This is a genomic window from Brevibacterium sp. XM4083 (assembly GCF_006489205.2).
GTDB lineage: Bacteria > Actinomycetota > Actinomycetes > Actinomycetales > Brevibacteriaceae > Brevibacterium.
The window spans coordinates 407,986-433,092 of the sequence record NZ_VFYR02000004.1 but is presented as its reverse complement, the minus strand read 5'-3'; the positions used below and the strand labels follow the sequence as shown (position 1 = coordinate 433,092).

Below are 25,107 nucleotides of genomic sequence, written 5' to 3'. Positions count from 1 at the left end.
AACGACAGTGGTTCCGAATGACGGTGGTTCCGAATGACGGTGGTTCAGAACGGCGGAGGTTCGCCGTTGTCCCAGACCCACTCCTGTTTCGCGGGGTTCTTCCTTTGAATCGAACTCGTGCGCTTCGTCCATCCCGGCGATCCTCTGTCTGCGGCCGGTCCCGGGCAATCCCTGGAGATCCGCACCTCCCCGGGCTCTGGGGCAGTCGAGTCCGCCTGAGGCGGGCTGGGGTCAGGAGCTTCACGTTCGGAAGTGCCGGCATGGTCGAAGGAGGCTGCATGATCGGAGGAAACAGCGTCCCCATGAGTCTCGATGAGGCGGGCGTTCTCGGCGTTGACAGGGTTCTCCCCGGGGACTGTGGTCACACGTGTCCCGTGGGCGAACGTGAACTCCAACACTCCGGGGCGGTTCATCCGAACCGAGTACCTGCCATCCGTTTTGCCCTGATGATGCTGCTCGCACATCGGGTGGAGATTGCGGAAGACTGTGAGCCCGCCGGCGGCGGGATCGTCGTGGTTGAACGGAATGATCTGGTCGATCTGGGAGGACTCGGCGCGCCTGCGGCATCCGGGCATGGAACACCACTGCCATTGGGAGACCAGTGTGTTCCGGACGCCTTCGGGAATGTAGTACGACGTGGCTTTCGCATCGATCGGAGTGCCGGTGGCAGGGTCGGTGAGGATCCGCATCCACGATGAGCAGTTCCCTGCGATCATTCGGGCGGTGTCGGCGGGGACGGGTGTGCCGTCGGAGAAGGTGCCGGGCAGATCGGAATCGCCCATGAGGCTCATGCACGGGACGGTGATCATCATGCGCGCCTGCCCTGCCAACCAGTACGGGGCCGTCGGGCTGACGAGGACGAGGGAGAACGCAACTCGCCCCTGCTCGTCGCACTCGATGCCGTCCAGGCGCGTCATCCGGATTCCGGTCGAGGACTCGCGTTTCCGATCGTTCGACGTCGGGTCGAGGTGGGCGGCGGTCCCGTTGTCCCCAATGGTGAGTGGGGCGGCAGAATCGCCGGAGCCGACGGTTTCGGCGGTGCCGTTCTTCTCCGGTTCGCCGGACAACCCCTCATTGCCTGCCGCGGAGACAGTGCTGGCCGCAGGACTCATGCCGTTCGAAGAGTCGATTCCGTCCGCAGAGTCGATGCCGATCGCCGTGTGGATCGCGGCAGCCATGTCATCGACTGTCTGCACGTTCTCGAGGTCGAGCGGGATGTCACGAGTCGTCGTCGACCCTGTTTCGGTGTCCCGGGCCCGCACTTGAATGCGCAGCTGGGGAACGCTGCTGGTGAGAATGTCGAACATCAGTGCGTCGATGCCGCGCAGATCGTCGAGGCAGGCACCCTCGGGCAGCTGATCGGCGAAAGCGGCGGTATTGCCATTGCGAATCGCCTTCGCGAATGCCTCGATGCGCAGGTAGCAGGCCTGCAGTTCGGCAGAGGATCCGGTGAGCATCATGCACGCGCTGCCGTCGGGGTTCGTCGTGAGAGATACGCGCCGCCGCTCGTGTGCCGTTTGCGTGCGGTCCTCGGGCGGCTGCAGGATGCCGATCTTCATGCTCAGTGACTTCTTGAAGGTCTGGATCGTGACATCCGGGCGCCGCTGGCACAGGTATTCGTCGATGACGGGCAGCAGTGAGAAGTGCACGTTCTCGCACTGACGGGTCGCGGCGATGACGTGTTCGATGGTGAATTCTCCGGCCAGGCAGCGGGTATGGAACTTGGGGAGCCCGTGGACGAGCGTCATCGCGTGTGTGACGTGAGCGTACGTGCTGCCGATGGTGGTTCCGAGGATCGAGGTGAGCTCGGCGATGTCTTCGGAGTGGGAATGCATGTGGACCCAGCCGTTGAAGGTCTGCGTGGGCCGGAAACGGGGAAATCCGGGCAGGGTCGCCGAGGCGGTCCCAGGCTTCCCTGCGGAAGCATCCTCGGTGTCGTCGGCAGTGTCCCAGTCGGCGGTACAGCCGGCGCTCTTGGCGAATCGACGCACGGTCTCGGAGAAGCTCGCGTGCTCGTACGGCCGGTCGGGGTCGGGATTGAGCAGGTTGAGGTGTGCGATGACATCGGCGAGGAAGAGCTTCGCTGTGACCTCGAATGCCGTGATCTGGGCCCGATCGCTGGCGGTGTAGAAGGCGACGGCCTCGGCGTACGGAGACGAGGGATCGATGTCGATGCGTGACGGTGTGCGGCCAGGTTCGTCCGCGGAAAGAGCGGATTCGGTTGTGTCTTCCACGGCTGGTCACCTGTCTTCCCACCTCAGCGAGGCTGATGACAACAGTGTAGTTCACATCACATCTGAAGTCAACGGTTAGATCGAAACCAGTTAGAACAGAGAATTCATTCATTTCGAATAGCTCAGTGATTCTCGGTCGGTGGAAGATCGCCCTGGAGGGGTGTGGTGACGGGGTGTCCAGAGGTCGTGTGGGGCGGTCTGGGTGCGCGCGGGCGTGCCGTCGAACCCGGGGGCTGTGGCGGAATTATCAGGCCCCTCAAGCGAGCCTGGTAATTGTGCAATCGGAAGCAAACTGGGCGCTCGCCCGCAGGCCCTCACCGACCCCGGGATGTCTCAGTTTCGTGCCGGAGGTCGGCGCAGCTGCGAGCGCAGATTCTCCACTGCACCCTGCGCCGCACGGCATCCAGCTGCGCCGCACGATATTCAGCTGTCGAACGAGTCCTGTTGTTCCGCAGCGCTCAGCGGCATAGTGTGGAATGAAGCCTGTCGAATGCCGCGCGGGCCGAAGAGGTTCAGGCAGAACGGCAAGCAGCCCACGTCAGAGTGAGCAGCCCACTGGAAGAATTGCGGGGCCGCACCGCCCGGGCAGCCCAAGCACGAAGGAGTGCCATGACCGATACCCCCGAACAGACGTCGACGACGCCCGAGCAGACGTCCGCCGCGGTCCTCGACTCCGCGCCGACGATCGAAGGGGAGTCGAAGTCGCGGGTCGCGATGACGCAGGCCGCCGTCGACCTCCTCGGCGACCTCGTCGCCAAGCACGGCCAGCTGATGTTCCATCAGTCCGGCGGCTGCTGCGACGGGTCCTCGCCGATGTGCTTCCCCGAAGGCGACTTCATCACCTCTGACGCCGACGTCCTCCTCGGCCACTTCGACCTGCCCCTGCCCGCACCCGACGCGAACGGGGCGACGACCTCGGGCATCGACTTCTGGATGTCGACCGAGCAGTTCGAGTACTGGAAGCACACCCACCTCACCGTCGACGTCGTCCCCGGCCGCGGCAGCGGATTCAGCGTCGAATCGCCGACCGGCAACCGCTTCCTCATTCGCTCGACGCTCATGGACGTCGCGTGAGCTGCCAGCCCAACGCCTGACACGCGCCGGTCTCGCGCGCCCTGCCCTCGCGCCCTACTTCCCCGGCGCGATGAGCTCGGGCTCGCCGAGGGAGAGCATCAGCCGGTTCGCCCAGTTGAAGAACGCCGCACCGCCGAGCACATCGACGATCTCCGCATCGTCGAGGCCCGCCGCGCGCAGCGCACCGACGCGCTCGGGTCCGAACGCCGACGGCGTGAGGCTGAGCGCGACCGAGGCATCGACGACGGCATCCCACACCGGATCGCCGAGGCGCGACGCCGTCCCCGTCCCTTCATCGAGCAGCGCCTGCACGAGGTCCCGCCGCCCCGACTCCTCGGTCGCGCGATCAGCATGGATCGACGCGCAGAACAGGCACCCGTTGAGTCGCGAGGCCGCCGTCGCCGCGAGCTCCCGCTCCGCCCGCCCGACCCCGTCGCTGACGTTGAAGAAGATGTCGAGATCCGTCAGCGTCCGCGCCCGCAGCGCCGCCGGATCCCGCGCGAGCAGACGGAAGTACGGATTCTTCGCCCGTCCCGCCTCGATGAGGGCATCGCGCTGAGTCTCGGTGAGATCCGCCTCGGCGACCGGCGCGATCCACGGCACCCACCCGAGCCCCGCCTGCTGGAACACCTCGGGCCGCTTGAGGCCGGGATACGTGTTCACCCGGGCGCGCGCCTCGGCGATGTCCGGGGATTCCTTCCCGGTGGCAGAGCTCCGATCAGGCGCCGAGGCGGTGCCCCGATCCGGGACCTCCGCGGCGGTCAGCGGCCGCAGTGGAACCTGCTCCTCGGCCGCCGCCGGCGCGTGCGAGAGCGCGGTCAGTCCGACGCTCAGCCGGATCTGGAAGTTGAGGAACGACACGAGCTGCGCGAGCGTGACGATCCCGTCCTCATCCCAGCCGGCCGCGAGCAGCCGCACGAGATCCTCCGGCCCGGCATCGCGGGGATGGAGGACGAGCAGGTGGGCGAACTCGAGCGCCGCCGAGGTGACCGGTCCGAGCGTCTCCCGTGACTTCGCGTCGACGACGAGCTCCGGTCCGGGGACGCTCTCCCCGGCCAGGGCCGCAGAACCGTAGGACCCGAAGGGACCGCGCACGGGACCGCTGGCATCGAGGTCGACGACGACCTCGTCGAGGAGCTCCGCCACGGCCCACGAGGCGGCCTCGTCCTCGTCGCGGAGCAGATCGCGGTAGAACTCCTCACCTGTGCTCGACCCGATCAGCCCCGCGGTGAACGCGGCGACGACGTAGCGATCGCGGTGGGAGAAGTCGCCGGGGTCCTCGGGTTCGAGCAGCGCCTCGAAGCTCAGCTGCGCATTCTCCTTCGCCTGCGCACGGTGGTCGCGGACGAGATCGAGCGGGTCACCGGGGGCGATGCCGGCGAGCGTGTTGATGATGTCGGTCATGGCGCGACCCCAGCAGACTCTGCGATTCCCACAGCCTGTGCGACCCCCGCGGACTCCGCCGGATCCGCCCCGTCGACCCGCAACCCGAGGGCGGGGGCCACCTCGGTGGCGAGCAGCTCGATCGAGCGCAGGGTGTGCGCGTTCGTCGCGGGCACCGAATGGACCTGGAAGCTGACATCCGACACCCGCCCGAGCACCCGGTCGGCAGCGAGCCGCTCGATGACCTGCTCGGGCGTGCCGAGGTAGGTGTCGGTCGCGGTGAGCAGCTCGTCGAGGGTGAGCCCCGAGGTGTCGTATCCGACGAGCCGGTCCGCCTCGGCTCGCAGCGCGGGTTCGGTGAGCTCGCGGAGGCGGGGCAGGTCCTCGGCATCGGCGACGACAGCGGTCCGCGACGCGAGGATCCGCGGTGCGACACCTGCCGGCAGCGCCTCGAGGTACGTGTCGATGACGGGCAGCTGGATCTCATCGAGGCTCGCCCCGAGGTTGTCGCCCGGCCGCGGCTGCGTGCGCGAGAGCATGAGACCGTCGCCGGCCGCTCCCGCAGCACCGGCCCCTCCGGCGGAGAACGTCGCCTGCCAGAGCCGATCGCTGAGCCTGCGCCGGGTCGGTGACCCATCCAAGGCAGACCTGCCCGCCGACTCGGACGATCCACCCGCAGACCCAACATGGTCCGGTCCTGGATAGAGGAGATGTCCGGTCTCGAGCGCGTCGCCGGCGAGCAGCGTGCGCAGGGCCGCGAGGTTGCCGGCGAAGACCTCGCGCCGGTCATCGAACGTCGTCCCGAAGGCCGGGAACGATCGGGGATTGCCGCCCGAGCCGAGGCCGATCTCCAGCCGTCCGCCGGCGAGCACGTCGACGACCGCGGCGTCCTCGGCCACGCGCACCGCGTTCTCCATCGGCAGGGTGATGATCGCCGTGCCCAACCGGATCCGGTCCGTCCGCGCAGCGGCGTGGGAGAGGAAGACGAGCGGGGAGGGCAGCCCGCCCTCGGCGGCGGAGAAGTGGTGCTGGGCGACCCACGCCGTGCCGAACCCGAAGCGCTCGGCCTGCTCGATCTGCTCGAGCGCGAAGCGATACCGCTGGTCAGCGGGGGCGTCCTCGAGGAGGCGGGTGAAGAATCCCAGCGTCGGACCGGCGTCGGTGATCGCAGGGTTTTCAGTCGCAGAGCTCTCAGTCGCAGGGCTCTCAGTCGCAGAGTTCTCAGTCATCGGTGTCTCAGCTTTCTGTCGTGGCGGTGGCCGGTGCAGTGACCGGCGCAGTGGACGCTGCAGTGACCGGTGCAGTGGACGTTGCGGCGGCAGGGGTCGGCACGCCCAGCGGTCGAGGGATCGCGTCGAGGAGCGAGCGCGTGTAGGCGGTCTGCGGTCGGGTGAAGAGGTCCTCCGTCCGACCGCTCTCGACGAGGTGTCCGCGCGACATGACCGACACGGTATCAGCGATCTGGCGCACGATTGAGAGGTCGTGTGAGATGAAGACGTACGTCAGTCCCAGCTCGGTCTGCAGCTGTCCGAGGAGGTCGAGGATCTGCGCCTGCACCGTGACGTCGAGGGCGGAGACCGCCTCGTCGAGGACGACGAGCTCGGGTCCGGCGATGAGCGCACGGGCGATCGCGACGCGCTGCAGCTGCCCGCCCGAGAGCTCCCGCGGCCGCCGATCGAGGAACGACGACGGCAGTGCGACCCGCTCGAGCATCGCGGCAACGCGTGCACCGCGCTCGGCCCGGGTTCCGATCCGGAAGTTCCGCAGCGGCTCGGTGAGGATCGCCCCGATCGACTGCTGCGGGTCGAGCGCCGAGTACGGGTTCTGGTGGACGAGCTGGACGGTCCGCCGCAGGCTCCGCAGATTCGCCCGGCGGTCCCGGCCGACGCCGAGGTCAGCGGCATCGATCTGCCCGATCCGCACCGTCCCGGCCTGCGGAGTGAGGAACCCGGCGAGCGCCCGGCCCGTCGTCGTCTTCCCCGACCCGGACTCCCCGACGATGCCGTGCGTCGTCCCGCGCGCGACCGTGAGCGAGACGTCCTCGACCCCGATGACCTCGCCGAGGCGGCCGGCAGTCCCGCTCTCCCCGGCACTCCCGCTCTCACCAGCAGACCCGTTCTCCACAGCAGCCCCGTTCTCCCCAGGAGCGTCGTCCCCGCGGGCGTAGATCTGTGTGAGTCCCTCGACCGCGACGAAGGGGCTCTCGCCTCCCGTGCTCGTGTCGGCATCCGCATCCGCATCCGCGCCCACAACCGCACCGGCATCCCCAGGCTCACCGACAGCGCGGGCCACCCGGTCCCGGAGTCCGGTCCGTGCCTGCAGCGCAGGGGCGTCGGCGAGGAGTCGGGCGGTGTAGTCGGCCGCGGGGCGGGAGAAGAGGTCGGCAGCCGTGCCGGTCTCGACGACGCGGCCTGCGCGCATGACGACGACCTCGTCGGCCCGCTCACCGGCGACCGCGAGATCGTGGGTGATGAGGAGGACACCCATGCCCGTCTCCGCGCGCAGCTCGTCGAGGAGGTCGAGGATGCGCTTCTGCACCGTGACATCGAGCGCCGAGGTCGGTTCGTCGGCGATGAGCAGCCGGGGCCGCAGCGCGATCGCCGCCGCGATGAGCACCCGCTGGCGCATGCCCCCGGAGAGCTCGTGCGGATACTGATCGGCGCGCATCATGGGCCGGTCGATGCCGACACGCTCGAGGAGGTCGATGACCTGGGCGCGGGCGGCACGGCGGTCTGCCCGCTTGTGGATGCGCAGCGCCTCGGCGACGGAGGTCCCCACGGTCTGCAGCGGGTTGAGTGAGTTCCCGGGGTCCTGCGGCACATACCCGATCTGCGCCCCGCGCACCCCGCGCCAGCCCTGCCGGGACAGCGTCGTGAGATCGATGTCGCCGAGGCGGATCCCTCCTGAGGTCACCCGCGCGGTCTCCGGGAGGAGTCCGAGGACGGCGTTCGCCGTCGTCGATTTGCCCGACCCGGACTCGCCGACGACCGCCGTCGTCTCACCGGGAAGGACGACGAGATCGACGCCGTCGACCGCGGGATCGGCGGGACCGCTTCGGCGGGAGTAGTCGACGGTGAGGCCGCGGACGGCGAGCAGCGCAGCGGTTCCGGCGGGAGCCGGCAAGGCCGCAGCGGGAGCGGTCGAGAGGGTCATGAGGTGACCTTTCGCAGGGTGGTGCCGATCTGGTGGGTGGCGAGCACGACGGCCATGACGACGAGGCCGGGCAGGACCGTCAGCCACCAGGCGGTGGCGACGAAGTTGCGGCCCTCGGCGATGATGAGACCCCATTCCGGGGTCGGCGGCGGGGTGCCGTAGCCGAGGAAGCCGAGCGTCGAGATCTGGAGGATCGCCGAGCCGATCTGGAGGACGGCGAGCGTGAGGACCGGGGAGATCGAGTTCGGGAGGATGTGGCGCCCGAGCACCGACCAGTACGTGCCGCCGGACCCGTAGGCCGCGGCGACGTAGTCACTCGTGTTGATCCGCACCGCCTCCGACCTCGTCAGACGCGCGAACTGCGCGATCGCGGTGACGCCGACCGCGATCGCCGCGTTGATCGTGCCGAAGCCGAGGACGATGACGATCGAGAGGCTGAGCAGGATCGCGGGGATCGAGAGGAGGACGTCGACGGCGCGCATGAGCACGTCATCGACCCAGCCGCGGCGTGTGCCGGCGATGAGCCCGATCCCGGTGCCGACGATGAGCCCGACGCCGACGGCGATGAGGGCCGCCAGCAGCGACTGGGAGGCGCCGTAGACGACTCGGGCGAAGACGTCGCGGCCCGTCTGATCGGTGCCGAACCAGTGGTCGGCGCTCGGCGCGAGCAGGGCGGCGGTGTCCCCGCCGTCGTTGGGGTCGTACTGCGTGAAGAGACCGGGCACGAGCGCCCAGGCGACGGCGATGAGGAGCACGAGGGCCGAGACCGCGGTCGCCGGCCCGATGACCGTGCCCGCAGTCCGGAACCGACTGTTCCGGAGCCGCGTGCTGCGGGACCGGTCGGGTCCGGTGCCGTCAGGACCGGCGCCGTCACCGGTCGGTCGGTTGAGGCTCGTGCGGGTGAGACTCGAGATGAAGCTCATGGCCTCGCCTTCCGTGTTCCGTGATCGTCAGTACCCCAGTCCAGGTCGACGCCGACGCTGCTCGCGCTCGCCGCCAGGGCCTGCTTCGTCCGGTCGTCGGGTGTCCGTTGTCGTGTCATCGTCTGCGGTGCTGCCTGCGATGCCGCCTGCGATGGTCTCCGCAGCCCCCGCGCCGAGGCGGCTGTCCGGCCGCGTCGGAGGCGGACGTCGACGACGGGGTAGAGGAGGTCGACGATGAGGTTGATGACGACGTAGCCGAGCGTGGCGAGGACGACGACGGCGAGCAGGATCGGATTGTCCCGGTTCGTCACCGCCTGCGCGGTGATCTGGCCGATGCCGTTGCGGCCGAACACGGTCTCCGTGACGACGGCACCGGCGACGAGTTCGCCGAAGATCAGACCGACGATCGTCAGCCCCGGCAGCAGTGCGTTGCGGGCGACGGCGTGGACGAGGATCCACAGCTCGGAGGCCCCCTTCGCGGCCGTCACCTTGACGAAGCCCGCGGCCTTGACCTCGGTGATCGAGCGGATGAGGACCTGCGCGATCGGGGCCGACAGCGGGACGGCGACGGTGAGCGTGGGGAGGACGAGCGCCTCGGCGGGGCCGGGGGAGACGACGGAGACGAGGCCGAGCTGGAACGAGAACACCTGGATGAGGAGGATCCCCAGCCAGAACACGGGGATCGAGATGAAGAGGCTCGGCACGGAGTCGAGGACCCGGCGCACCCACGCCCGGGGGCCGGTCGTCGGGCCGAAGGTCGCGAACACCGCGATGAGCACGCCGAGGACGACCGCGGTGAGGAAGCCGGAGACGGCGAGTGCGAGCGTCGAGGGCAGGGCGGCCGCGACGATCGTCGACACGGCGGCTCCCGTCTGCACGGAGAAGCCGAAGTTCCCGGTGAGGAACCCGCCGAGAGTGATGAGGTAGCGGGTGAGCAGCGGTTCGTCCGCCCCGGTCTCCGCGCGGATCGCCGCGACCTGGTCGGCGGAGAGCCCGAGTGCGGGATCGGCGAAGCGGGCGGTCACCCCGTCCCCGGGGATGACGGAGAGGAGGACGAACGCCGCGGTGAAGGCAAGGAGCAGGACGAGGACGGCCTGCCCGAGCCGCAGCCAGAGATATCTCACGTCGATCATCATCAGCTCGCAATCCAGGTGCTGTAGAAGTCGGGGCGGCCCACGGGTTCGGTGGTGAAGCCGCGGACGCGGCGGCGGAAGGCGAAGACCTGCGGCTCCTCGAAGAACGGGAGGACGTAGGCCTGGTCGACGAGGTAGGTCTGGACCGCCTCGGCGGCGGCCTGGCGACGCTCGGTCTCCGGTTCGGAGGCCAGGGCGTCGAGGAGGCGGTCGATCTCCGGGTCGACGGTATCGTCCGCGGCGTCGTCACGGCCGACGGCGTTGAGGAAGACGTCCCGATTGACCGAGGCGTAGTTCGATCGCAGGTTGTCGTAGTCGGCCCGGGCGACCATCGAGTGGTAGATCTGGATCGAGTCGAGGTCGAGGGCGTCGAGCGTCTGCTTCGCCTGGTCGCCGGGATTGATCGACAGGCGCACCCCGACGCGGCGCAGCTGCTGCTGGACGAGCGTCTGCACCTCGTTCGACCGCGGCTGCGGCAGCGCCGTGTTGACGGTGAGTGCGAGGACCTGTCCGTCCTTGACGCGGTAGCCGCCGGCTCCGCGCTCGGCCCAGCCCGCCTCGTCGAGGAGGCGGTTCGCGGCGGCGGGGTCGTAGACCCAGGCTCCGGTCTGGTCCGTGTAGCCCATCGCGCCCTGCGCGAGCAGTCCCGTGGCGAGCGGGTAGTTCGGGGTGAAGAGCTTGTCGACGATCTCCTGGCGGTCGATCGCTGCGATGAGGGCCCGCCGGACGCGGATGTCGGCGAGCAGCGGGTGGCGGAAGCGGAAGTTGATGCTGTTGTTGATCCCGTTCGTCGCCTTCGCATAGAGGCGCAGCCCCTGCTCGGTCACGCGCGGTTCGTCGGGGGCCTGGACGTCGCGGACGCCGTCGGCCTGACCGGAGAGCACCGCGCCGATGCGCACCGAGTATTCATTGTTGACGAGGTAGTCGATGCCGTCGAGGTACGGCCGTCCCTGGTGCTCGAGGTGCGGCGGCGCCCAGTCGTAGTCCTCCCGGGCGCGGATGGAGAGCTTCGTCCCGATCGTCTCGGCGGTGATGCGGAAGGGGCCGGCCGTGTGGATCTTCGTCGCACTTCCCGGTCCGAAGCCCTCGGCGTCGAGGTCGAGGGTGGAATCGGCGAGGAGGCCGGCGTTCATCGTCGACGTCGCCTGCGCGAAGCCGGGGGAGGGGGCGGTGAAGTGGAAGCGCACGCGACGGTCGTCGAGGACCTCGGCGCGGTCGTAGTTCGAGATCTGCTCGGACACCGGCAGGGTGCGCGATTCGTCGCCGCGGCCGAAGAGGTCGAAGTTCTTCGCGACGTTCGCCGCCGTCAGCGGCGACCCGTCGGAGTACGTGACGCCCTGCCGCAGGGTGAACGTGAACTGTGTGGCGTCGGCGCTGATCTCCGGCAGTGCGGTCGCCAGCCACGGGAAGAGCTCGAGAGTCTCGGGATCCTGCCAGAGCAGGCGGGCGGAGATGTTGTTCATGATCCCGCCGTTGGGGTAGAACCCGACGGACGGCGGGTAGAGGAGCGTCCACGTCTGCGGCTCGAAGTACGTGAGCACCCCGCCGTTCACGGGCGGACCGTCGGTGAGCGGATCGGTGTCGGTCGGGGTGCAGGCGCTCAGTGCGGCGAGCGCCCCGAGGCCGAGGCCGACGCCGAGCACGCTGCGCCGGGTGGTTGCGCCGAGGCGGGCGCCAGGCACACCGGTCGCGCGGTGCGGGGGACGGAGGTCCGTCATGGTGGTGGGATCCTTCGAGCAGGTGGGACGGTTTCAACGGGGCTGCGGCGAGAGCGGGCACCGCGGCCAGGCACGAGCTGTTTAGCTCAACAATCGACGCGGTGAATCGATTCCGCGTCGGCGCACATCGGCATTCGACACGGCGCGCCCCAGGTGGTCGTCTCCATGCCCTGAAGTCAATCCCATCCCCGTCACGGCTGTCAATTCGTGGCTTAACATTGAGACATGCTTCTGCCTGCGACCTTCGATCACCTCGTCATCGCCGTCCCGGATCTCGTGCAAAGTGTTGAGCAATGTGAGGCTGTTCTGGGAGTGAGGCCCGTGATGGGCGGTGTCCACCCCGGGCGCGGCACCGCGAACGCGCTCCTCGGCCTCGACATCGCCGGGACCCGGGCCGCGCGCAGCTACCTCGAGCTCCTCGGGCCCGACCCCGAGCAGAGCCCCGATCCTGCTGCCGACGCGGACCCGACGGCACCGGACCCGACGGCACCCGCCCTGCCCTCGGCTCTCGCGGGAGTCACCGCACCGTTCGTGCAGCGGTGGGCGATCCACCCGCGGGGATTCGACCGGGCCGTCGCGGTCGCCGCGGAGGCGACGGATCCGCCCGTCGACCTCGGCGCGGTCGTCGACATGTCCCGCCGGACACCGGACGGTGAGACGCTGCGGTGGCGGCTGACGCGACGGACTCCGCTCGCGCTCGGCGGGATCCAGCCCTTCCTCATCGACTGGCTGGACTCCCCGCACCCGGCGAGCCGGGCGCTGCCGACCGTCGCCCTCGCCCAGTTCTGGGCGACGAGTCCTCAGCTCGCGGACACCCGCGCCGTGCTCGCTGCCCTCGATGCGAGAATCGAGGTCGAAGCGGGGGAGGCCGATGCTCTCCACGCCCGACTGGAAGGACCCGGTGGCACATGGCTGCTCTGATCCCCGCCCACCTCGACCACCTCGTCGTCACCGTCCCCGACCTGCCCGCGGCGGTCGCGGAGATCGAACGGGCCACCGGAGTGCGGGCCGTGCCCGGCGGTCGACATCCGGGGCGCGGGACCGCGAACTTCCTCATCGGGCTGGCGCCGGTCGGCTGGACGGGCGGGGCGCACACGTATCTCGAGATCCTCGGACCCGATCCCGAGCAGGAGGCTCCGGCCGACGGCACGCTGCCGCTCGACGCGCATCTCGCGACCGTCCCGACCCTGCGCACGTGGGCGATCCACCCGCCGGCGATGGCCGCGACGCTCGCCGCCGCGCGCGCCGCGGGCATCGACGTCGGCGAGGTCAGGGACATGTCACGCGAGACCGCCGAGGGCAACCTCCTCGCCTGGCAGCTGACGACCCGGTCCCCGCTCCCGCAGGAGGGGATCCAGCCGTTCCTCATCGACTGGGGTGACTCGATCCATCCCGCCGAGGCGGCTCTGCCCTCGCTCGACCTCCTCGAGTTCGTCGTCGAGTCGCCCGACGTCGGTGCGACGCGGGCGCTGCTCGAGGTCCTCGGCACCGGTGACACCGAGGTGGTCGCCGGGCCCGAGCGTCGTCTGCGGGCGCGGCTGCGCGGGCCCGGCGTGGAGCTGAGGTTCTGAGCGCGTGGTCCCACGTCACCGCGACGTCTCCGATCACTGCGCGATCGGGCGGAGACGGGGGACCCGCGGCTAGACTCGCAGGTGTGATTCCGCCCCTCACCCCCACCGGCCGCAGACCGCGCGCTGCACGGATCGGTCGCGCCGCCTCGGCGATGGTCGTCGCTGTCCTGCTCACGGCGATGAGCGCATGCGCGCCCGAGGAGGCCGACGAGACCCGGCCGACGCCGCAGGCGGTCGAGACGATCGCGGCCCCGTCGGTGACCGATCCGGCCGATCTCCCGGGACCGACGGCCACGGGACCCGGCGGGGATTCGGCCGGTGCCGTCGGCGTGACGGAAGGCGACATCGAGATGCAGGGCAGTGGGAAATGGGCGCGCCCGGCCGGTGAGGTCGGGCCCAATCGCCAGGGCGGCAAGGCGTTCGCGGTCGCCGTCCGCGTCGAGGACAATCTGCCCATCGACGTCGACGGCGCGTCCGACTTCATCATCGCGACCCTCCAGGACGAGCGCGGCTGGCAGGACATCGACGACGTGTCGATCGAACTCGTCGATTCGGGGCAGGACGCGATGATCAGCATCGCGAGCCCGAACACCGTCGATGAGATGTGCCTGCCGCTCAAGACGCTCGGGAAGCTCTCGTGCCGCAACGGCCCGAACGTCATCCTCAACGCCAAGCGCTGGGTGAGCGCGACCCCGGAGTTCGACGACATCACGCAGTACCGGCAGTACCTCATCAACCACGAGGTCGGGCACGCGCTCGGTCACGGCCACGAATCGTGCCCGGGTTCGGGGGAGACCGCCCCGCTCATGCAGCAGCAGACGAAAGGTCTGTCGGGCTGCACGCCCAACGGCTGGCCGTCGCAGGGGTAGTGGGTTTGGCCGTGATCGACAGCGAGTGGGGAGTCGCGGTCACCCCTCCCTGAACCGTCTGATCGCGACGTCCTGTTGGGCGAGGCGGCGCAGAGCCAGGAGCACCGGCTCGAGGAGCAGTGTGCCGAGCACGGCCTGCCGGACGGCGCTGTCGATCTCGGCGGTGGGCACGGTGTCGACCTCCGCCTCGGCGAGGTCGTGGATGGTGCGCCCGTAGCGGGCGAGGCCGCCGTCGATGAGGTCGATGCCCGCCGCATCGAGAGCCCGCAGCGCCGTGGCGAGCTGGTCGACTTCGACGCTGTCGGGGTCGATCGTCCACCCGAGTTCGGCGATGAGGTCGAGGGCCGCCTCGGTGGCGGTTCCCTCAGGCCCCTGACGGGACGAGCGTGTCTGACGGGACGAACCAGTCTGACGGGATGAGTCTGTCTCACGGGACGAGCCGGTCGGACGGTGGGACTCCGCGGGCATCGTCGCGTGCTGTGCCGCGCCGAGCACCTCGGAGAACGTCTCCGGCGGGTCGTCGATGACGCCGAGCACGCGTCTGGCCGCCTCGATGCTCAGTCGGGCCGGGCCGAGGAGGGCGCGGATGAGCTCGAGACGGTCGACGTGCGCCTCGGAGTAGACCGCCTGCGTCGCCGACGTCCGCTCGCCGGCCGCCAGCAGTCCCTCCCGCAGGTAGTACTTGATCGTCGCCACCGGCACGTCGCTGCGCCGTGACAGCTCGGAGATCCGCACAGAGTCCTCCTTCTCTCGTCCGATTCTTCTTCCGAATGATTCGGGCCTTCGACCCCTTGACATTGGAAAGTATAACTATCCAAAATTGGAGAGTGAAAGTATCCAATAGCTCAGGAGTTCACGATGACGACGACTCGACTCACCCATGACTATGACGACGAGCTCGTCGTCTTCCACATCGGCATGCGCATCCGCCAGTGGTGGCGCCCCGATCTCTGGCTGCCCGTGTTCCGCGCGATGCCCCCGATGCTCCGCGAACTCTCGCAGGACCCCGACTCCGGACTGCTCGGATTCCAGTTGATCGCCGACCCGCGCGGTCCGTGGACGGTGCAGTACTGGAGTTCGCTCGAGAAGCTCTATGCGTACGCCTCCGATCCGCAGTCGTCCCATCGGCCCGCATGGTCGGCGTTCAACCGCCGCGCGCGGAATGCGCCGCGGGCCGTCGGCGTGTGGCATGAGACCTACCCGGTGGCCGGCGCGGAGTCGATCTACGTGGGCATGCCTCCGATCGGCCTCGCCGAGGTGGTCGGATCCCGGCCGGTCACCGGTCGCAGCCATCGCGCGGCCGACCGGCAGGCTCGCCGCGACCGGTGAAACCCCTGGTCAGAGCTTTGGTTCCCGTGGGTAATCGAGACGTCCGTCACGCCGGGGAGGGGCGGGGAATAACCCCGGGAGGATTCTCGTTGATTGAGTCAAACAGACGTACATGAGTCACCCTGGCTCAACTTCCAAAGGAGACCGTTTTGGCTAACTTCTTCGGACCTTCCAGTGGTGGCGAAGGCTCTTTCGACGAGTTCCTCGCCCGCTACCTGCAGGGTCAGAACACACCACGGCAGGGCCGTTCCGTCGACATCAATCGTTTGCTGTCCAAGCGCACGCGCGAAGTCGTCGATGGCGCTGCCGAGTACTCCCGCCGTCGCGGGCAGGAGGAGGTCGACGCCCTCCACCTGCTGCGCGTGATGGTCGAGTCCGAGCACGGCTCGGCGTCCCTGCGCCAGGTCGGCGCGGACCCCGAGGCGATCGCCCGGGCCATCGACGAGCGCCTGCCCGAATCCGCCGAGGCACGCGAGACCGACGGCGCCCCGACACTGACCGGCGCCGCCCAGAAGTCGCTGCTCGACGCCTACCAGGTCGCCCGTGCGTTCGGCTCGACCTACATCGACCCCGAACACCTCTTCTTCGCCTTCGTCCTCAACCAGGAGATGCCCGCCGGGCGGATCCTCGCCCAGGCCGGGGTCACGCAGGCAACCCTGCAGGCCGGCGCCCAGGCGGCTGAGGCCAAGCAGACGCAGGGCGGGTCTCCCGAGTCCGGTGAGGGGGAGTCGATGCTCGAGAAGTTCGGCACCGATCTCACGGCGCTCGCCGCCGAAGGCCGGCTCGACCCCGTCATCGGCCGCGCCACGGAGATCGAGGAGACCATCGAGATCCTCGCCCGCCGGACGAAGAACAACCCCGTGCTCATCGGCGAGGCCGGCGTCGGCAAGACGGCGATCGCCGAAGGACTGGCACAGGCCATCGAATCCGGTGACATCCCCGCGCAGCTTCTCGGCAAGCGGGTCATCGCCCTCGACCTGCCCGGCATGCTCGCTGGCACCCGCTACCGCGGTGACTTCGAAGAGCGTCTGACGAAGACGCTCGACGAGATCGCCGAGGACGGCGACACGATCGTCTTCGTCGACGAGCTCCACACCCTCGTGGGGGCCGGCGGCAGCGGCGAATCGAATTCGATGGACGCCGGCAACATCCTCAAGCCGCGCCTGGCCCGAGGGGATCTCCACCTCCTCGGCGCGACGACGCTGCGTGAGTTCCGCACGATCGAGAAGGATTCGGCGCTCGCTCGCCGTTTCCAGCCGGTCATGGTCGGCGAACCGAACATCGAGGACGCGGTGACGATCCTCGCCGGACTCGCCGATCGGTACGCCGAGCACCACGGTGTCACCTACGACGCCGAGGCGATCCGCGCCGCCGTCGAGCTCTCGCACCGCTACATCACCGACCGGTACCTGCCGGACAAGGCCATCGACCTCATCGACCAGGCCGGCGCCAGGCTCTCGCTCAAGCGGGGTCCCGTCGTCGACACGGCCGCGATGCGCTCCGAGCTCGGCGAGCTCGAGGCGGAGAAGAACTCGGCGATAGCGGCCGAGAACTTCGAGCGGGCCGGCGAGATCCGCGACGAGATCTCCCACCTCACCGATCGGCTCGAGGAGATCCTCAGCTCGAGGACCGCCTCGGCGAATGACGGGGAGGACGGCGTCGTCGACGCCGAGCAGATCGCCCAGGTCGTCTCCCGGGCCACCGGGATCCCGGCCTCGTCGATGACGCAGGAGACGAAGATCCGGCTCGCGGGACTCGAGGACATGCTCCACGCTCGCGTGGTCGGTCAGGACGACGCCGTGTCCGCAGTGTCGAAGGCCATCCGCCGGTCGCAGACCGGGATGGGCGATCCGGCACGCCCGATCGGCAGCTTCCTCTTCCTCGGCCCCACCGGCGTGGGCAAGACGGAGCTGGCGAAGGCGCTCGCGTCGACGCTGTTCGACGACGAGTCGGCGATGATCCGGTTCGACATGAGCGAGTTCGGGGAGCGGCACACCGTGTCCCGTCTCGTCGGCGCCCCTCCCGGGTACGTCGGCTACGACGAGGCCGGTCAGCTCACCGAGCAGGTCAGGCGCCGTCCGTACTCGGTCATCCTCCTCGACGAGGTCGAGAAGGCGCACCCGGACGCGTTCAACCTGCTCCTCCAGGTTCTCGACGACGGTCGGCTCACCGATGGTCAGGGACGCACGGTCGACTTCCGCAACACCGTCATCATCATGACGTCCAACCTCGGTTCCGAGTTCATCGGAGCGTCGACGCCGCTGGGCTTCACCTCGGCTGACGCCACGGTGACCGAGCGGGACCTCAAGGCGAAGGTCATGGGTCGGCTCAAGGAGGTCATGCGGCCGGAGTTCCTCAACCGGATCGACGACACCGTGATGTTCACCCGGCTCGATCGGGTGCAGCTGCGGGAGATCGTCGGGCTCCAGCTCGAGCAGTCGATCGATCGGCTCTCGCGGCAGGGCATCGCGCTCGAGGTGTCCGGGGACGCCATGGACTGGCTCGCCGAGGCGGGCTACGAGCCCGAGTTCGGTGCGCGTCCGCTGCGCCGCGTCATCCAGCGCGAGCTCGATGACCGGATCGCCGACATCCTCGTCACCGAAGCCGTCGCCGAAGGCGGCACCGTCGACGTCACCGTCGTCGACGGACAGCTCACGGTGACTCCTCGCACCGAGGCGGCTCCGCTGGCGGCCTGACCGGCCGCCGGCGCGGGGCGCCGCCCTCTTCGACGCGGTGATCCGACATATACGCCCTCTGCTAACAGCGTATATGTCGGATCACCGCGTTGTTGTGTCTGCGCAGGCCTTGAGCAGGGCCTTGAGGGCGCTGGCTGGGACCGTGGGGCGCGGCACCCGGTCAGTCGAGGGGGACCGTGATCTCCTTGAGCCACGCCTTCTTCCCGAAGTCGCGAGCCCGCACCGTCACGGTCTTGTTCGTCACCTCGACCTGCAGCCCCTGATTGAACCCACCGGCGACCGTCTGCTCGCCGCCCTTGCCGTTGTCGGTGTAACCGGTCTCGATCGCTCCCGTGTTGAAGACATTGAACCCCTGGAGGTTGCCCGAGGAGGCGACGACCCGGCGGGTGTACCAGTCGGAGAGGTCGAGGTCCCAGTGCGTGTGTCCGGAGAACAGGAAGACGTTCCGGTACGGACCGAGCACGTCGAGAAGGCGATCGGACTGCAGATAGTCGGACAGGTAGAGGGAGTTCCTCGTCCCTGAGACCGTGTTCGGCAGCGGATGGTGAGTGATGATCATGATCGGCTTGCTGCGCTGGTTCCAATACTTCAGCCGATCGTCGAGCCAGTTGAACTGGGCGTCGCTCATCCACACTTCGTCCCAGAGCTTCTCGTCGTGGTACCGCATGTAGCGTTCCGTGCCGATCGCGAGGACGGGAATCCCGCCGAAGCTGAACTCCTCGAAGATCGAGTTGCGTCCGGCGAAGTTGTAGAAGCTCTTGAACAGCGAGTCTTCGACGACGCCGTTGGGCCACGTGTCCTGAGACAGCGTGTTCGGATCCTTGTACTTCGGCACGTAGAACTCGTGATTGCCGATCGCCCACGCCACCGTGTCCGGGTGGGAGTGCTTGTCCATGCGCTTCTGCACATCGGCGTATTCGAAGTCGTATCCGCGCGGCGTGATGTCTCCGGCGATCGCGAGTCCGGCACTGCCCGGATTGGTCGTCGCCATATCGTCGAGGGCGACCCCGAGATCGTTGAGATCGCCCTGGATGTCGGAGATGACGTTGAACGTTGTGCTGTTGCCCTGTCCTTTGCCGTTGGGCTTCGCGGCCGCCGGAACGGCGCCGAGGGACGCGCCGAGCGAGGCCCCGAGGGCACCGATCCCGGCCCTCGTGATGAGTGTGCGTCGATTGACCATGGCGACAGGATAGGTTGACCCGACGGAGCCCAGCTGTCCGGCAGGTTGACCGTTGCTGAACCCTCCGGTTCAGCTTCTATTCACGTGGGGCGCCCGTGTGGTCGACGCCGAGGGCGCGGTTGATGGTGATCCGCTCGACGAGTGTCCACGCGGTCGTCGTCATGAGGTAGAGGGTCGCGGCGAGCGGCACGAACGCGGCGAAGACGGCGGTGAGGAACGGCATGAAGCTGAGCATCCGCGTCATCCCCGACAGGTCGACCCCGCCGGGCAGCTGGTTCGCGGAGTCGGTCGCCGAGGCGGTCGGCTGCGGCATGAGCAGATGGCGGGAGAGCGCGGCGACGACGGCGATCGCGACGATGAGCCCGGCATAGAGCACGCCCGCGACCCAGGTGAGCTCGCCTGCGCCGATGAGTCCGACGAGACTCGAGCTCAGCGGAATCCCGAAGAGCGTGTGCCCGAGCAGCTCGTTGGCCTGACCGCCGATCGTCGGCTGGACGAAGAGGCCGTAGACGGCCATGAGCACGGGAATCTGCAGGAGCACCGGCAGGCAGCCGGCGAACGGTGAGGCGTTCTCCTCCCGGTAGAGCTCCATGAGCTTCTCCTGCATGACCTGCTGGTTGCCCTTGTGCCGCTTCTGCAGCTCGGCGATCTTCGGGGCCAGGCGCTTGCGCGTGATGCCGGCCCTGACCTGGGAGAGGCCGACGGGGATGAGGAGGGTGCGCACGGCGAGGGTGAGGACGATGACGGCGATCGCCGCACTGCTCTCACCGGCGAGTGGGGCGAGGAGATCGCTGAGCGCGGTGACGAGCCAGTACGCGCCGGAGACGAGGAGTTTGATGGGTGGGAATTCGTAGATGTTCACAGACGGTGTCCTTCGTTCGTCCGCGTGGGCACGGAACCGAGCTCACGCGGCGTGCACGAGCACTGCGACAGTGCTCGGGCACAGGGGTGGGGTCGTCACCTGAACGAGGAATGGATCTGCTGCCCTCCCGCGCGGAGGCGGGAGTAGGAGACAGCGCCGAGGTGGGGCAACGGGGCCGTGCCAACAGGGCAACGCTGGCAGGGCCGTCCCGTCAGAGCATCCGTCGTTCAGGCGTGGGCTGAGACGACGAAGGACGGCGCTCTGGCCATCACGGTGCCCGGGGTGCCGGGCTCGGCCGGCATGCGGAAGTCGCGGACCGCCGAGGGCTCACGGCGCGTCCACGGACCGTGCGGGGCCAGGGAGAGCACGCGCACGAGCGCACTCGCCGCCCACACCCCGACGGGAGTGAGGAACGCGGCTCCGAGGAGGACGAGGACGAGGAGATGCGCCGGCGACTGCGGAAGCACCGCGTCGACATCGGCGCTGAGCACGACGACGATGAGCTGGATCGCCATCCACAGACTCAGCATCGCACCCGCCTCCCACATCAGTTCCTGCGCTGTCGACGATAGCATGCGCGTCTGCCCACGGCAGGCACGATCCGCTCCCGGCAGAATCCTTGTCGGCGACCGCCTCGGCGCTGTCATCGTGGGGACATGTTCACACTCACCGCTCCACCGGTCTGGGACGAGAACGACGACGTCCCCACCGTGACCCCCGTCCCCGAATCCCAGCGCATGCTCTTCGCCCATCGCTCGGTCGTCTTCAACGGCGAACTGCGCGACGACAACGGCATGGAGATCGCCTCCCGCCTCATCCTCCTCTCGGCCGAGGACCCGAGCGCCGACATCTTCCTCTGGATCAACTCCCCGGGCGGGTCGGTGCCGATGATGCACGCGATCGCTGATGTCATCGCCGCCGTGCCGAACGATGTCGTGACGATCGCGTTCGGGTGGGCCGCCTCGGCGGGGCAGTTCATCCTCACGATGGGCACGCCCGGCAAGCGCCTGGCGCTCCCGCACGCGAAGATCCTCCTCCACCAGGGGTCGGCGGGGATCGGGGGTGCGGCCGCCGACATCGAACTCCAGGGCGGGGACCTGCGCGACGTCCGCGATTCCGTCCTCACCCGCATCAGCGAGGCGACCGGGCAGACCTTCGACCAGGTGTTCCATGATTCCCTGCGCGACAAATGGTTCTCCGCCGAGGCGGCCGTCGAGTACGGGTTCATCGACCGGGTCGTGTCCGCCTCGTCCGAGCTCTTCGCGCCGCTGGGACCAGGGCGCACGCGCGGACTCGCAGCGGACGGGGTCCGGTGATGAGCCAGTACACGATCCCCCATGTCGTCGACCGGTCGGGGAACTCCGAGAAGATCGTCGACGTCTACTCGCACCTGCTCGGCAATCGGATCATCTACCTCGGCGTGCCGATCGACGACGGCGTCGCCAACACCGTCATCGCTCAGCTCCTCCACCTCGAGGCGGCCAGTCAGGAGCTGCCGATCCATCTCTACATCAACTCACCGGGCGGTTCGCTCACCGCGATGACGGCGGTCTATGACGCGATGTCGCACGTGTCCGCGCCGGTCGCGACGACGTGCGTCGGGCAGGCGGTCGCCGACGCCGCGGTGCTGCTCGCCGGAGGAGAGGCGGGGCAGCGGTCGATGCTCGCCCACGCCCGGGTCGTCCTGCGCCAGCCGCACGCGGACGGGGCGCGGGGGACGATCCCCGACCTCATCGTCGCCGCCGACGAGATCGTGCGGCAGCGCCGGGAGGTCGAGGCCATGCTCGCCGCCGACACTGGGCGCAGCCCCGAGCAGATCCACGCCGATCTCGACCGTGACCTCGTCCTCGACGCGACCGCGGCGAAGGCGTTCGGGATCGTCGACCAGATCGTGTGAGGGGGCGCGGCGGGCCGTGCAGGTTGGTCGCGGGGCGGGGTCGGCGTGCTGGAGGTTCGCCGTGATTCACGACCTCAGGCTGCGAGTGAGAGCTGCGCCTGGCCGGAGCTGCGCGCGGGTGCGGGAGCGTGACGCGTGGGAGTCTGGGCGAGGGTGAGGCGGGCGAGCTGGAGCGAGCCGGCCTGGAGATCGGCGGCAGCGAGCACGAGTACCTGAGGGAGGGAGAGGCCGAGGACGGCGGCGATCGCCTCGATGACCTCCGAGGACGGATCCTTGAGGCCGCGTTCGATCTCGGAGAGATACTGCGTGGAGACTCCCGACAGCTTCGAGACGGCGGCGAGGGTGAGCGCGAGCTCTGTGCGCCGCACCCGCAGCACGCGGCCGAGGGTCTCACGCCAGAGCCGGGGCGGGGTCACGGGGGCGCGATGGTCGTCCATGCTGTGAGCCTAGGCCGACGATCGACCGCTCGCGAGGCTTTCCGCTGTGAGCAGACGACCGGGGCGGGATCGCGGGAGGCGCCCCGAGGTGGATTCCGCTCGACAATCACGTCGATCTCGAGCGGAATCCACCACTCAGCTCACGTCACCGCGGCCGACTCACGGCACCACGGCCGACTCGTTTCGTCGAGCCCGGCTCACTTCGTCGGCGCATCAGCGACGGTCGAGTCGGCGCCCGCGGAGAGCAGGTAGCGGAGCACGTCGGTGGCGGTGACGACACCGAGCGAACCGTCGGCGCGCTCGACGAGGGCGAGCTGCGAGCCCTCCTCCTTCATCACGGCGAACGCCTGGATGACGGTCATCGTGCCCGGCAGCACGGTGACCGGGCGCAGCGCCTCGGTGACGGGATCGGCGTCGTCGAGCATGAGGACGTCGCGCACGTGGACCATGTGGGTCGGGGGTCCGTTCTCCTCCGATCGCACGAGGATGCGGCGGTGCCGCTTCTCGTGCGAGGCGCTGCGCACGTCCCCGGCGGTGGCTCCGGGACCGACGACCGTCGGTGCCCCGTGCCCGGCGACGAGGTCGTCGAGCGTGAGCTTCGACAGCGCCAGAGCGCTGAGCAGGGAGTCCGAATCGTCCTTCTCGAGGGTCCCGGCCTGCGCCGAATGCTGGAGCAGCTGCCGCAGATCGTCCGGGTTGTGGGTCTGGTCGACCTCGTCGACGGGTTCGACGCCGACGCGCTTGAGACACCAGTTCGCCGCGTTGTTGAGCGCGATGAGCAGCGGCCGGGTGACGAACATGAACGCCCGCATCGGCAGTGCGAGCATGATCGCCGACCGCTCCGGGTGGGCCACGGCCCACGACTTCGGCGCCATCTCACCGACGACGAGGTGGAGGAACGTGACGATGACGAGCGCGAGGACGAACCCGATGACGTCGGCGAGCCACAGGGGCAGGCCGGCCGCCTCGGCGATCGGGGTGATCCAGTAGTGGACGGCGGGCTTCGTGATCGCACCGAGGGCCAGGGTGCAGGCCGTGATGCCGAGCTGGGAGCCGGCGAGCAGCACCGAGAGCTCGGTCGAGCTGCGCAGAGCAGCCCTGGCCGAACGGCTCGTCGGGGCGGCATCCTCGAGCCTGTGGCGCTTTGCCGCGATGAGGGCGAACTCGACGGCGACGAAGAACGCGCTGAGCCCGATGATGAGGATGGTCAGGGCCGCAACGACCCACGGGTTGCTCATCATGACGCCTCCTCGATGGTCACGGTCAGGCGGGAGGGCACGTGCGAATCGACCTCCACGACTTCGGCGGCGAGCACCTCGGCGACCGGGGGTTCGGCACCGGCGAGATCACCGGGATCGATCGGCAGGGGGATCTCGAAGCGGTCTCCGACCTCCGGGAAGCCCTTGGCATGTTCGACGACGAGACCGGACAGGGTCTGCGCACTCGTCTCCGGCAGCTCGCGCTGCAGGGCCCGTTCCACCTCGTCGAGCGGGATGACGCCGGGCGCCGACCAGCGGCCGGGCACGATCTCGACGATCTCCTCGACGACGGCGTCGTGCTCATCGACGATGTCGCCGACGATCTCCTCGCCGAGGTCCTCCATCGTGATGACGCCGGCGAAGCCGCCGAACTCGTCGACGACGCACGCCATCTGGGCGTGGTTGTCGGTGAGCACCCGGACGGCGTCGGGCAGCGGCAGCGACTCGGGCACGAACACGGGATCCTTCATCAGCGACGCGAGGTCCGCGTCGTCCGGGTCGGCGGCGATGACGTCGAGGAGGTCGATCGTGCCGATCACCTCGTCCTCGTCGGAGAGCACCGGATAGCGGGAGTGCCCGGTCTGCATGAGCGCACGGATCTCGCGCAGCGGGGTGCCCTCGTCGATGACGTCGACACGGGAGCGGGGCACGACCGCATGGTCGACGGTCTGCTGCGGGAAGTCGAGGATGCGGTCGAGGACGAGGGAGTCCTCGTCGACGAGGTCGCCGCTCTCCCGCGACTCCGCCACGATGTGCTTGAGGTCGCGCCGGTTGACGGCGTGATCGACGTCGTGGACGGGTTCGATCCCGAGCACCTTGAGCAGGGCGTTCGAGGAGGCGTCGAAGATCTTGATGAGCCACCCGAAGATCGCCAGATAGATCGAGGTCGAGCGGGCCAGCCACAGCGCCAGGGCTTCGGGGCGGGCGATCGCAAGGTTCTTCGGGAAGAGCTCGCCGAAGAGCATCTGGATGATCGTCGAGACGACGAGCGCGAGCACGGTGCCGATGAGGACGCCGGTGCCGGTCGGGATCGGGGTGCCGCCGAGGGCCTCGCCGACAGCGGTGCCGATGAGCGGCTCGGCGACGTAGCCGACGAGCAGACCCGTCACGGTGATGCCGAGCTGTGCGCCCGAGAGCATGAAGGAGGTGCGGCGAGTGATGCCCAGCGCGCGATCAGCGGCGCGATCGCCTCCAGCGGATCTGGCCGCGAGGCGGGAGCGGTCGACGGCCATGTAGGCGAACTCCTGGGCCACGAAGTAGCCGGTGGCCACCGTGATGAGGAGAACGACGATGAGGCCGATGAGCAGAGAGAGCAGCCAGGTCATCGTCGGCCACCTGCCTCTGCAGGATGAAGTTGTCGAGTGTGGTGCGAAGTGATGTCCCAGCCGG

22 protein-coding genes are annotated in these 25,107 nt (G+C 68.9%); 8 read left to right on the top strand and 14 right to left on the bottom strand.

Features of this window, described 5'->3' with window-relative positions; translation table 11 throughout:
• Window positions 1-44: 44 nt before the first annotated feature.
• On the bottom strand, window positions 45-2,234 hold the full coding sequence (locus FJ887_RS14440; RefSeq protein WP_140955725.1) for an HNH endonuclease signature motif containing protein: 2,190 nt from the start codon (window positions 2,232-2,234) through the stop codon (window positions 45-47).
• Window positions 2,235-2,843: 609 nt separating this feature from the next.
• Here FJ887_RS14440 and FJ887_RS14435 point away from each other — a divergent pair.
• Window positions 2,844-3,308, top strand: a complete 465-nt coding sequence (locus FJ887_RS14435) for a DUF779 domain-containing protein (protein ID WP_137825113.1) — start codon at window positions 2,844-2,846, stop codon at window positions 3,306-3,308.
• Window positions 3,309-3,362: 54 nt separating this feature from the next.
• Here FJ887_RS14435 and FJ887_RS14430 read toward each other — a convergent pair whose 3' ends face one another.
• Genes FJ887_RS14430 through FJ887_RS14405 form a run of 6 tightly spaced genes read right to left on the bottom strand, consistent with a single transcriptional unit; the run spans window position 3,363 to window position 11,618 of the window.
• Window positions 3,363-4,712 carry an alkylhydroperoxidase domain protein gene (locus tag FJ887_RS14430; protein WP_137825112.1) on the bottom strand — a complete coding sequence of 450 codons (1,350 nt, stop codon included), beginning with the start codon at window positions 4,710-4,712 and terminating at the stop codon, window positions 3,363-3,365.
• Complete coding sequence (locus tag FJ887_RS14425; RefSeq protein ID WP_137825111.1) at window positions 4,709-5,920, bottom strand: LLM class flavin-dependent oxidoreductase; 1,212 nt, start codon at window positions 5,918-5,920, stop codon at window positions 4,709-4,711. Before FJ887_RS14425 ends, FJ887_RS14430 begins: the two co-directional genes overlap by 4 nt.
• A 7-nt stretch (window positions 5,921-5,927) precedes the next feature.
• The gene (locus FJ887_RS14420) at window positions 5,928-7,844 is read right to left on the bottom strand and encodes a dipeptide ABC transporter ATP-binding protein (RefSeq protein WP_140955726.1); all 1,917 of its coding nucleotides are present in this window, start codon (window positions 7,842-7,844) and stop codon (window positions 5,928-5,930) included.
• A complete protein-coding gene (locus FJ887_RS14415) occupies window positions 7,841-8,767 on the bottom strand; it encodes an ABC transporter permease (RefSeq protein WP_137825109.1) in 927 nt (308 codons plus the stop codon). Before FJ887_RS14415 ends, FJ887_RS14420 begins: the two co-directional genes overlap by 4 nt.
• Window positions 8,764-9,900 (bottom strand): ABC transporter permease, encoded by a 1,137-nt coding sequence (locus tag FJ887_RS14410; RefSeq protein WP_249356709.1) that lies wholly within the window; start codon window positions 9,898-9,900, stop codon window positions 8,764-8,766. Before FJ887_RS14410 ends, FJ887_RS14415 begins: the two co-directional genes overlap by 4 nt.
• Before the next feature lie 2 nt (window positions 9,901-9,902).
• Complete coding sequence (locus tag FJ887_RS14405; RefSeq protein ID WP_137825107.1) at window positions 9,903-11,618, bottom strand: TIGR04028 family ABC transporter substrate-binding protein; 1,716 nt, start codon at window positions 11,616-11,618, stop codon at window positions 9,903-9,905.
• Between the two features lie 225 nt (window positions 11,619-11,843).
• Here FJ887_RS14405 and FJ887_RS14400 point away from each other — a divergent pair, with 225 nt between their 5' ends.
• From FJ887_RS14400 to FJ887_RS14390, 3 genes are all read left to right on the top strand, one after another.
• Complete coding sequence (locus FJ887_RS14400) at window positions 11,844-12,539, top strand: VOC family protein (protein WP_137825106.1); 696 nt, start codon at window positions 11,844-11,846, stop codon at window positions 12,537-12,539.
• The gene (locus FJ887_RS14395; RefSeq protein ID WP_137825105.1) at window positions 12,527-13,189 is read left to right on the top strand and encodes a VOC family protein; all 663 of its coding nucleotides are present in this window, start codon (window positions 12,527-12,529) and stop codon (window positions 13,187-13,189) included. The genes FJ887_RS14400 and FJ887_RS14395 overlap by 13 nt, the downstream gene beginning before the upstream one ends.
• Before the next feature lie 83 nt (window positions 13,190-13,272).
• Window positions 13,273-14,058 (top strand): DUF3152 domain-containing protein, encoded by a 786-nt coding sequence (locus FJ887_RS14390; protein ID WP_249356708.1) that lies wholly within the window; start codon window positions 13,273-13,275, stop codon window positions 14,056-14,058.
• A 39-nt stretch (window positions 14,059-14,097) separates the two neighbouring features.
• Here FJ887_RS14390 and FJ887_RS14385 read toward each other — a convergent pair whose 3' ends face one another.
• Entirely contained in the window at window positions 14,098-14,793 is a 696-nt protein-coding gene (locus tag FJ887_RS14385) for a MerR family transcriptional regulator (protein WP_137825104.1), read from the bottom strand.
• Between the two features lie 123 nt (window positions 14,794-14,916).
• Between FJ887_RS14385 and FJ887_RS14380 the strand changes: the two genes are divergently transcribed.
• Both FJ887_RS14380 and FJ887_RS14375 read left to right on the top strand, forming a co-directional pair.
• A complete protein-coding gene (locus FJ887_RS14380) occupies window positions 14,917-15,387 on the top strand; it encodes a DUF4188 domain-containing protein (RefSeq protein ID WP_137825103.1) in 471 nt (156 codons plus the stop codon).
• A 149-nt stretch (window positions 15,388-15,536) separates the two neighbouring features.
• Window positions 15,537-18,083: an ATP-dependent Clp protease ATP-binding subunit gene (locus tag FJ887_RS14375; protein ID WP_137825102.1), complete on the top strand. Its 2,547-nt coding sequence runs from the start codon at window positions 15,537-15,539 to the stop codon at window positions 18,081-18,083.
• 160 nt (window positions 18,084-18,243) lie between these two features.
• Here FJ887_RS14375 and FJ887_RS14370 read toward each other — a convergent pair whose 3' ends face one another.
• The 3 genes from FJ887_RS14370 to FJ887_RS14360 form a co-directional block, all read right to left on the bottom strand.
• Complete coding sequence (locus FJ887_RS14370; protein WP_137825101.1) at window positions 18,244-19,263, bottom strand: DUF4073 domain-containing protein; 1,020 nt, start codon at window positions 19,261-19,263, stop codon at window positions 18,244-18,246.
• Window positions 19,264-19,339: 76 nt separating this feature from the next.
• A complete protein-coding gene (locus tag FJ887_RS14365; protein WP_137825100.1) occupies window positions 19,340-20,125 on the bottom strand; it encodes a YidC/Oxa1 family membrane protein insertase in 786 nt (261 codons plus the stop codon).
• A gap of 227 nt (window positions 20,126-20,352) precedes the next feature.
• A complete protein-coding gene (locus tag FJ887_RS14360; protein WP_250786256.1) occupies window positions 20,353-20,700 on the bottom strand; it encodes a hypothetical protein in 348 nt (115 codons plus the stop codon).
• Between the two features lie 81 nt (window positions 20,701-20,781).
• Here FJ887_RS14360 and FJ887_RS14355 point away from each other — a divergent pair, with 81 nt between their 5' ends.
• Entirely contained in the window at window positions 20,782-21,441 is a 660-nt protein-coding gene (locus FJ887_RS14355) for a ClpP family protease (protein WP_137825098.1), read from the top strand.
• Complete coding sequence (locus FJ887_RS14350; RefSeq protein WP_137825097.1) at window positions 21,441-22,022, top strand: ClpP family protease; 582 nt, start codon at window positions 21,441-21,443, stop codon at window positions 22,020-22,022. The genes FJ887_RS14355 and FJ887_RS14350 overlap by 1 nt, the downstream gene beginning before the upstream one ends.
• A gap of 74 nt (window positions 22,023-22,096) precedes the next feature.
• On the opposite strand, the gene FJ887_RS14345 is transcribed toward FJ887_RS14350, so the two are convergent.
• The 3 genes from FJ887_RS14345 to FJ887_RS14335 all read right to left on the bottom strand — a co-directional run bounded on the left by FJ887_RS14345 (window position 22,097) and on the right by FJ887_RS14335 (window position 25,043).
• Window positions 22,097-22,459, bottom strand: a complete 363-nt coding sequence (locus FJ887_RS14345; RefSeq protein ID WP_137825096.1) for a helix-turn-helix domain-containing protein — start codon at window positions 22,457-22,459, stop codon at window positions 22,097-22,099.
• Window positions 22,460-22,656: 197 nt separating this feature from the next.
• Window positions 22,657-23,700 (bottom strand): CNNM domain-containing protein, encoded by a 1,044-nt coding sequence (locus tag FJ887_RS14340; RefSeq protein WP_349290514.1) that lies wholly within the window; start codon window positions 23,698-23,700, stop codon window positions 22,657-22,659.
• A complete protein-coding gene (locus FJ887_RS14335) occupies window positions 23,697-25,043 on the bottom strand; it encodes a hemolysin family protein (protein ID WP_140955727.1) in 1,347 nt (448 codons plus the stop codon). Before FJ887_RS14335 ends, FJ887_RS14340 begins: the two co-directional genes overlap by 4 nt.
• Window positions 25,044-25,107 lie beyond the last annotated feature (64 nt).

What these genes read in the sequence shown, in the direction of transcription:
- FJ887_RS14425 (WP_137825111.1), bottom strand. Translation starts at nt 5,920, where the DNA reads ATGACTGAGAACTCTGCGACTGAGAGCCCTGCGACTGAGAGCTCTGCG.
- FJ887_RS14435 (WP_137825113.1), top strand. Translation starts at nt 2,844, where the DNA reads ATGACCGATACCCCCGAACAGACGTCGACGACGCCCGAGCAGACGTCC.
- FJ887_RS14340 (WP_349290514.1), bottom strand. Translation starts at nt 23,700, where the DNA reads ATGATGAGCAACCCGTGGGTCGTTGCGGCCCTGACCATCCTCATCATC.
- FJ887_RS14335 (WP_140955727.1), bottom strand. Translation starts at nt 25,043, where the DNA reads ATGACCTGGCTGCTCTCTCTGCTCATCGGCCTCATCGTCGTTCTCCTC.
- FJ887_RS14345 (WP_137825096.1), bottom strand. Translation starts at nt 22,459, where the DNA reads ATGGACGACCATCGCGCCCCCGTGACCCCGCCCCGGCTCTGGCGTGAG.
- FJ887_RS14370 (WP_137825101.1), bottom strand. Translation starts at nt 19,263, where the DNA reads ATGGTCAATCGACGCACACTCATCACGAGGGCCGGGATCGGTGCCCTC.
- FJ887_RS14410 (WP_249356709.1), bottom strand. Translation starts at nt 9,900, where the DNA reads ATGATCGACGTGAGATATCTCTGGCTGCGGCTCGGGCAGGCCGTCCTC.
- FJ887_RS14360 (WP_250786256.1), bottom strand. Translation starts at nt 20,700, where the DNA reads ATGCTATCGTCGACAGCGCAGGAACTGATGTGGGAGGCGGGTGCGATG.
- FJ887_RS14380 (WP_137825103.1), top strand. Translation starts at nt 14,917, where the DNA reads ATGACGACGACTCGACTCACCCATGACTATGACGACGAGCTCGTCGTC.
- FJ887_RS14415 (WP_137825109.1), bottom strand. Translation starts at nt 8,767, where the DNA reads ATGAGCTTCATCTCGAGTCTCACCCGCACGAGCCTCAACCGACCGACC.
- FJ887_RS14405 (WP_137825107.1), bottom strand. Translation starts at nt 11,618, where the DNA reads ATGACGGACCTCCGTCCCCCGCACCGCGCGACCGGTGTGCCTGGCGCC.
- FJ887_RS14420 (WP_140955726.1), bottom strand. Translation starts at nt 7,844, where the DNA reads ATGACCCTCTCGACCGCTCCCGCTGCGGCCTTGCCGGCTCCCGCCGGA.
- FJ887_RS14355 (WP_137825098.1), top strand. Translation starts at nt 20,782, where the DNA reads ATGTTCACACTCACCGCTCCACCGGTCTGGGACGAGAACGACGACGTC.
- FJ887_RS14400 (WP_137825106.1), top strand. Translation starts at nt 11,844, where the DNA reads ATGCTTCTGCCTGCGACCTTCGATCACCTCGTCATCGCCGTCCCGGAT.
- FJ887_RS14350 (WP_137825097.1), top strand. Translation starts at nt 21,441, where the DNA reads ATGAGCCAGTACACGATCCCCCATGTCGTCGACCGGTCGGGGAACTCC.
- FJ887_RS14430 (WP_137825112.1), bottom strand. Translation starts at nt 4,712, where the DNA reads ATGACCGACATCATCAACACGCTCGCCGGCATCGCCCCCGGTGACCCG.
- FJ887_RS14395 (WP_137825105.1), top strand. Translation starts at nt 12,527, where the DNA reads ATGGCTGCTCTGATCCCCGCCCACCTCGACCACCTCGTCGTCACCGTC.